Source organism: Sinorhizobium fredii USDA 205 (genome assembly GCF_001461695.1).
In the GTDB taxonomy this organism is placed as follows: domain Bacteria; phylum Pseudomonadota; class Alphaproteobacteria; order Rhizobiales; family Rhizobiaceae; genus Sinorhizobium; species Sinorhizobium fredii.
The window spans coordinates 36,000-43,033 of the sequence record NZ_AUTC01000164.1 but is presented as its reverse complement, the minus strand read 5'-3'; the positions used below and the strand labels follow the sequence as shown (position 1 = coordinate 43,033).

At 59.0% G+C, this 7,034-nt stretch carries 3 protein-coding genes and 1 pseudogene; 2 read left to right on the top strand and 2 right to left on the bottom strand.

The features are described from left to right. Positions 1-110: 110 nt before the first annotated feature. Positions 111-578: pseudogene (locus N181_RS35005) on the top strand (helix-turn-helix domain-containing protein); the annotation flags it as partial. 9 nt (positions 579-587) lie between these two features. Here the strand turns inward: N181_RS35005 and N181_RS23960 are convergent. Next, positions 588-2,024: an O-antigen ligase family protein gene (locus N181_RS23960; protein WP_037437054.1), complete on the bottom strand. Its 1,437-nt coding sequence runs from the start codon at positions 2,022-2,024 to the stop codon at positions 588-590. 1,260 nt (positions 2,025-3,284) lie between these two features. On the opposite strand from N181_RS23960, the gene N181_RS23955 reads away from it, so the two are divergent. Next, positions 3,285-4,703 carry a DUF4214 domain-containing protein gene (locus N181_RS23955; protein ID WP_037435144.1) on the top strand — a complete coding sequence of 473 codons (1,419 nt, stop codon included), beginning with the start codon at positions 3,285-3,287 and terminating at the stop codon, positions 4,701-4,703. A gap of 116 nt (positions 4,704-4,819) precedes the next feature. Here the strand turns inward: N181_RS23955 and htpG are convergent, their stop codons facing one another. Beyond that, positions 4,820-6,709: a molecular chaperone HtpG gene (gene htpG / locus N181_RS23950; RefSeq protein ID WP_037435154.1), complete on the bottom strand. Its 1,890-nt coding sequence runs from the start codon at positions 6,707-6,709 to the stop codon at positions 4,820-4,822. Positions 6,710-7,034 lie beyond the last annotated feature (325 nt).

Below are 7,034 nucleotides of genomic sequence, written 5' to 3'. Positions count from 1 at the left end.
CATTGGCGCGGGATAAAATCCGTCACCACCAAAACTGCGTCAGAGCCCAATTTTGACCCCCCTCAGATTTCATCTGACCATCCGGCTTTTTGCGGCGGATGGAGCGGGAGTTGAAGCGAGTGGATACGATTGCGCGTGTTCGACGGGCCTTCCATGTGCAGGGCTGGTCGGTGAAGAAGATCGTCCGGGAACTCCATGTGTCGCGCAACACGGTTCGCAAGATACTGCGCTCCGAAGAGACCGATTTTACCTATGAACGAGAACGGCAACCGCTGCCACGGATCGGAGCATGGAAGGCCGAGATCGAGCGGTTCCTGACAGCCAATGAGGGCAAGCCGTCACGTGAACGGCTGACGCTGATCCGGATTTACGAAGAGGTCCGGGCACTCGGCTACGATGGCAGTTATGACGCGATCCGGCGTTATGCCAAGACATGGGCGAAGAACCGGGGAGCGGTGACAGCGGAAGCCTACGTTCCCCTCTACTACGCGCCAGGTGAGGCATACCAGTTCGACTGGAGCCACGAGATTATTCTGATTAATGGCGTGACGACGACCGTGAAGGTGGCGCATGTCCGGCCAGCGACTTCAGATAGGAGCGAAAGGCGCGGGTTGGCCGAACTGCAAAGCGCGCTTGGCAGCAGCACGACTGTTCCTGCGGGCATTGGCCCTGGTCGTGGAGATGACGGCAAGCGCAATGAAGAAGAACATGCCCGGGTCGGCACTCGCACCGATTAAAGAACTGGAGACGACGGAGGCCAGCGCGCAAGCCCGTACGCTCGATACCACCGCATTCGTTTCGCGATCGACGTGGTGCTTGAGGCTTCCCATACCTCTGAACACGACGAACAATAGCGTTAGCATCATAACACTCCCGACGAGGCCTAGCTGAGAAGCTATCGCGATAGGCCAGCTCGATGCACGGGAACTGCCTAAGCCGACGCCGAGACCGCTTGTGTTAATGAAAGCCTGGAGACTTTTGATGTTCCAGTAGAGCCGTTCTTGGCCTGATGCGGACGAGCTTTTGCTGAGCACCATGGAATCAATCAAATGGACGAACGGTGCGAAGAATTCTTCCTTGTAAAGGACGATTGAAAGGGCAGTGGCGGCAGCGAGTGCAATGAGCGCGATGATCAGTATTTCATCCTTGTCGATGCGGCCACCCAGAAACGAACGGAAGATGGAAAGCCCAATTGGAATGCTCAATATGGCCAAGCCGACATACGCGGTGGAGGACGTGGAAAGAACCAGAAGGACCAGTAACAGGGAGGCGAGCCCCTGAGCCAGCCGCGACTTGGTCTTACGCCAGTAAGTATAACAGAACGCAAGGCAGGTGAGTGCTCCACCGCCGAAAGCCGATGCCTCCGAGTTAGCGCCGGCAATGCGCCAATAACCACCTTCTGTGACCTCTGTGAGCATGGCGTAGCTGGCTGTACGGACAGGTGAAAGGATGTCTCCGGCTCCGGCCAGTTTGCCGAGCAAATCGAGCAATCCCATGCCGGCGTGAAGACCACACCAAAGAAGAAAGCCGCGCCGAATACTCTCTATCCTGTCTTCCTGTAGAAGCAACACGCACAGGGCAATGGCTGTGAGGCCGCCAAGGACGAAATATCCGGTCTGCGTGATATTGCCCGATACTGGCACGAGAGCGGCCTCCACGATCCCACGCCGCGTCGGGGACTGAACGAAGACGCTTATTTGGCCCGCAAACAGGCGGGGAAACAACCAAGCGCCGACTATGGCATAAAGCATCAGGCTGCAGAGAACCCAGAGGGGTCGAATCTTGCCGAAAACGTCGCCAAGGTCCCGCCAAATCCTCCGCCTGGTAGCGACCGCCGTCACCAGAAGAACGGCGAAGAATGTATAGATTAGCGGTGATGACCCGCCAAGCGAGCTAAGCGTCATGAATGCTGTTGCGCCGAAAGCCAGGGAAGCAATGAGACCAATGATCAATGGGCCGCGGCAAAAGTATCCGACCAGCAGAATTCCCGCACAGACTAAGAGGCCAACGAACGAAATCTGCATGGGCTGTCGGTTCCAATACTGCGGCGCGTACCTGCCAGGTTGCCGTACGTTTGCCGAGAGGCGGGCTTGAGCCGATGCCGAAATCCGGAGGCCAACCGTTGTAAAGGAGGATCCGTCAATGGGACGACCGCCGGGGCAGGGGCGTCAAACATCAAGCTCGCTTGGTAGCATCCTCTCAAATAGGCGGCGATAGGCAAGCACGCCAAACGGAGTAGCAAGCAGCAATAGACTGCAGCAATGTACCCATCCGGTGAGGACCACGGTGTATGCCGCGGAACGATCACACTTCGGAAACTTCTGATTGGCAAACTGCCCGCTCCTTCAGCGAGATGTGCGGATGCGGTGCAAGTTGAAAACAGTGTTCCTTCTGCTGGTGGGAATATTGATCTAGGAGAGAATCTTTGCCGGAGCAGTTGAAGCAATGCGCCCTCGGGAGAAGGCTGCAATCTCTGCTGAGGAAATGAAAATACTCGCAGAGTGCTTTGCCTCTATCCAGCCCGGTGACGGCACTGCCTTGCTTCCACACGCACCGGCCGAGGTGGTGCAATTTTGCATTTCCTGGAATGGCTATTCGCAGCGGGCCGCTTCAAACCCTGATCTCGATACCTCATCACCGGACGGGTACGCAGCAATAGACTATGGTCCCACCCCAACTGGGCTGGAACAAGGTCCGAGCGCCCCGCGGGCCCGTGAGGCCTTCTGCCATGACGTTATCTGCCGAGATCAAGGTCGGCCGTCGAACGGTGATCTCCTATTTTCTCTATCCACTGCTGCGTGGCTTCGATGAAGCTATCCGCGAGCCTTGACTTGAACACTCACGCTGGGAACTGGAAGTGGCGCTTGGTAGATGTAACTCTGCAGCCGGTTGTCCAGGCATTGGGACGAGTAAACCAAAACCGCTACTCCTATCGCCACTCGATGAAAATTCAGCAGTGAGTCATCGCCCAAAGGACTTAGTCACATACAGCGAAATAGGACAATCAAAGCATGTCGCTAGCTAGCTAGGTCACCCCGAAGGCCATAGTGACTCGACCGCTTTGGTCCTCGAATATACAAACTTTCGCTGACGCGTCCAGATAGTTCTTCAGCGCAGGATACCCTGACATCCCTCAGCGGGCCAACCAATCGTCATGCTAACAAACAGAAGGCGAACGGGTCACCAATAAGGGTAGCGGACGCGGTCGGTTCCTTATTTCGGCGAATTGCCGCGGCTGCAGAGGGACGGCATGTTCCAACGAGCGTAGTAGAAGGAATTCGATTATGTTCACTCGGCTGATATTCGGAGTGGTAAGCCTCTTGACCATGGCAGCCTCGACATCCGCAGACATTCTTTGGGGCGTTAACGGCCATCCTATTACTGCCTATCCCGGCATCGGAATTGAACAACAGTTCGATTTTCTCCAGGACCTCGGCATGAGGTCCTATCGCGTGAATATTACCGACGCGGCCAGCGCATCGGATCTGGCCGTGCTTGTGAAAGAAGGAAAGGCACGCGGCATCGACATTCTTCCCGTGATCACCCCTGGCAATATCGACCTCGATGAAGACAGCGCCGAGAAGCTTTACGACAAGGCCTACGAACTCGCCGTCGCGCTTGGTTCCCGATTCAAGGACGACATCCGCGTCTGGGAATTGGGGAATGAGATGGAAAACTATGCGATCATCAAACCATGCGAAAAGCGGGATGACGGCAGCCAATATCCCTGCGAGTGGGGACCCGCCGGTGGAGACGGCCCCTCGCAATACTATGGTCCGCGCTGGGCGAAGGTAAGCGCCGTTTTGAAGGGTCTGTCGGATGGGATGATCGAGGTCGACCCAGACATCCGCAAGGCGATCGGCACGGCCGGCTGGGGGCATGTCGGTGCCTTTGAACGGATGCGGCAGGATGGGATCAAGTGGGACATCTCCGTCTGGCATATGTATGGCCAAGACCCAGAATGGGCGTTCAAGAAGCTGGCAGAATTTGGCCACCCGATATGGGTCACCGAATTCAACAACCCCCTTGGAAGCCAACACAGCGACGAGCAGCAGGCCGGCGGACTGAAGCAGGCGATGACGCGTTTGCGTGAGCTTCAAGCGAAGTACAGTGTGGAAGCCGCCCATATCTATGAGCTGCTGGACGAAACGTATTGGGCACCCAGCTTCGAGGCGGACATGGGCTTGGTGAGGCTGAACGCAAAGAGCGACGGCGGCTGGACTATTGGCGAACCCAAGCCGGCCTATGCTGCAGTCAGGGATTTGATCCTCGGGACGCGTCCCGAGCCCCGCCCCAGGAGAGACTGTGACATAGCGGAGAACAGACCTTCCGATCCCCTCCCGATCAAACAGACGCGTTTTGCCTTTTGCCTCATGCTGGGACACCGGGATGACGCGGAAGCCTTGGAGCAGTGGGCGAAAGCCTTGGAGAATGGCGAGACAAACGTAACGGAGTTGATGCTCACCTTGATGGGATCCGACGAGTTCAAGGACCGATATGCAACTTTCGGCCTGACCGATCGCTCCTACGTCGATTTTCTCTATCTCCTGCTTGTGGACCGTTCAGCCGACCCCCACGGGCTCGACAGCTACGCGAGGGATCTGGCTGGCGGCACGGTGACGCGGAAGCATGTGGCCTTGGCCATGATGCTATCGAGCGAGTTTCAGTCGAAATACGCCGCCTATCTTGGCGTCAATCAGTGATATCTAAGCCACGCGGCCACAGAGGCCGCGATGTCGCTATCGTGGAAGCGCGACACTTGCGCTCGGCTCCCACGAGGCAAGCGGTATCGTTCTTCGCTGGACTAACTGTTTCGATCTCATCGGTTGGCTTGCAAGGCCCGCCCGAACACCCGCGACAGTCGCTCGGCAAAGGCGCGGGGATCCTCGGGCTTGTCGCCGTCGAGAACGCGCGCCTGGTCGAGCAGCAGCTTCACCGCATCCTCGCGAAAGGCGTGGTCTTCCGCCGGGGAGCCGGCAAGGGCAGCAATCAGGGCGTGGCCGGGATTGATTTCGAGGACAGGCTTTGCCGCGCCTTCGATACGCCCGGCGCCCTGCAGCATCTTCTGAAGCTGGCGGTCCGGGCCGTGTTCCGGCGCGACCAGGCAGACGGCGCTTTCGGTCAGGCGGTCGGAGGCCCGGACGTCGGAGACAGCCTCGCCGAGCGTCGCCTTGGCGAAGGTCACGAACTCAGCCACCGCCGGGCTTGTCTCGGAAGAGGCGGCGTCGGAGTCCCGTTTTGCGATGCCGGCGAGATCGGCGGCGCCCTGGGTGATCGACTTGAAGGGCTTGCCCTCGAAATCCGGCGCCGTTGTCACCCAGAAACTGTCGACCGGGTCCGTCAGGAGCAGCACCTCGATGCCCCGTGCGCGGAAGCCTTCGAGTTGTGGTGAGCCCTGCAACTGGGCCAGATTGTCGCCGGTCAAGTAGTAGATTGCCGACTGACCGTCCTTCATATCCTTCACGTAATCGCTAAGCCCGCGCGGCGTGTCGTCGGACGCGGTGCGGAAACGGGAAAGAGCAAGGAGCTGCGTGTGCCGCTCGAAGTCCTCGTAGATGCCCTCCTTGATGACGCTGCCGAAGTTTTCCCAAAGCTTGGCGAAGTTCTCCGGCTCGCTTTCCGCGAGCTTTTCTATGCTCGTCAGCACGCGGTTCGTCAGGCCCTTGCGGATGCTCGCGAGAAGCGGGCTTTCCTGGATCATCTCGCGCGAGACGTTTAGCGGCAGATCGGCGGTGTCGACGAGACCGCGGACGAAACGCAGATAGCGAGGCAGCAATTCCGCCTCATCGGTGATGAAGACGCGCTTCACATAGAGCTTCATCCGGCCCTTGCGGTCGGGGTCGAACAGGTCGAAGGGCTTGGAACCGGGTACGAAGGCGAGCGCCGTATATTCGTGGCGCCCCTCGGCGCGGAAGTGGACGGTCAGCACCGGCTCGTCATACTGGCCGGCAACGCCGCGGTAGAAGTCCGTGTAGTCTTCCTTGGAAATCTCGCTCTTCTGCTTGGTCCAGAGCGCCGTACCGTCGGCGACCTGGGCGGGCTCGGCGCCGGGCTTCTCGATGATCGAGATCGGCACAGGGACGTGGCCGGACTGATCCTTGACGATGCGCTCGACCGTCCAGCGCGACGTGTAGGTTTTCGCGTCGTCCATCAGATGCAGGGTGATGCGCGTACCGCGCGCCGGCGCATCGGCGGGCTCGGCGGCGGATACGGTGTAGCTGCCCTTGCCGTCCGAGGCCCAGTGCCAGGCCGTGTCGGAGCCGGCGCGGCGAGAGACGACGTCGACATTGTCGGCGACCATGAAGGCCGAATAGAAGCCGACGCCGAACTGGCCGATCAGCTGCGCGCCGTCCTTGCTCTGAGCGGCCTCGATCCGCTCCATGAAGGCGCGGGTGCCGGACCGCGCGATGGTGCCGAGCGATTCGACCAGCTCGTCGCGGCTCATGCCGATGCCGTTGTCCTCGACGATGAGGCGGGCATTTTCCTCGTCCAGGGTCAGCATGATGCGCGGTGCGGGATCGCTGCCGAGCAGTTGCGGCGCGACGATCGCTTCATAGCGCAGCTTCTCGCAGGCGTCCGCCGCGTTCGAGATCAGTTCGCGGAGAAAGACGTTCTTGTCGGAATAGACCGAGTGCACCATCAGATGCAGCAATTTCGCCACATCGGCTTCGAAGACATGTTTCTCGACGGACATTTCGACTTCACTCATCGTGTTGCGGACCTCCTTGGACTTTTGCCCCAATTGGCAAGACCTGCGATGAATTTCAAGGGTTGCCTTGCGGGGCCACCGTTTCGGTGCAATGCTAATCGCCCGGAACCGTCGCCAACAGTGCTCGACGCCGTCCGTCGAAGCACGCCAAAATGCATGCGGCTTCGAGAGGAGAGGGGTACACGACGGTTCGTGAGCCTGCGAATGACAAATCGCCGTAACACGCCACGGTTACGCTCTTCGAACCCGTGAGGCGAGAAGGCTTCACGGCAAATATGCCGGATAATGTTGCGGCCCATGCCGCCCACCTTCTTTGACGTGGATC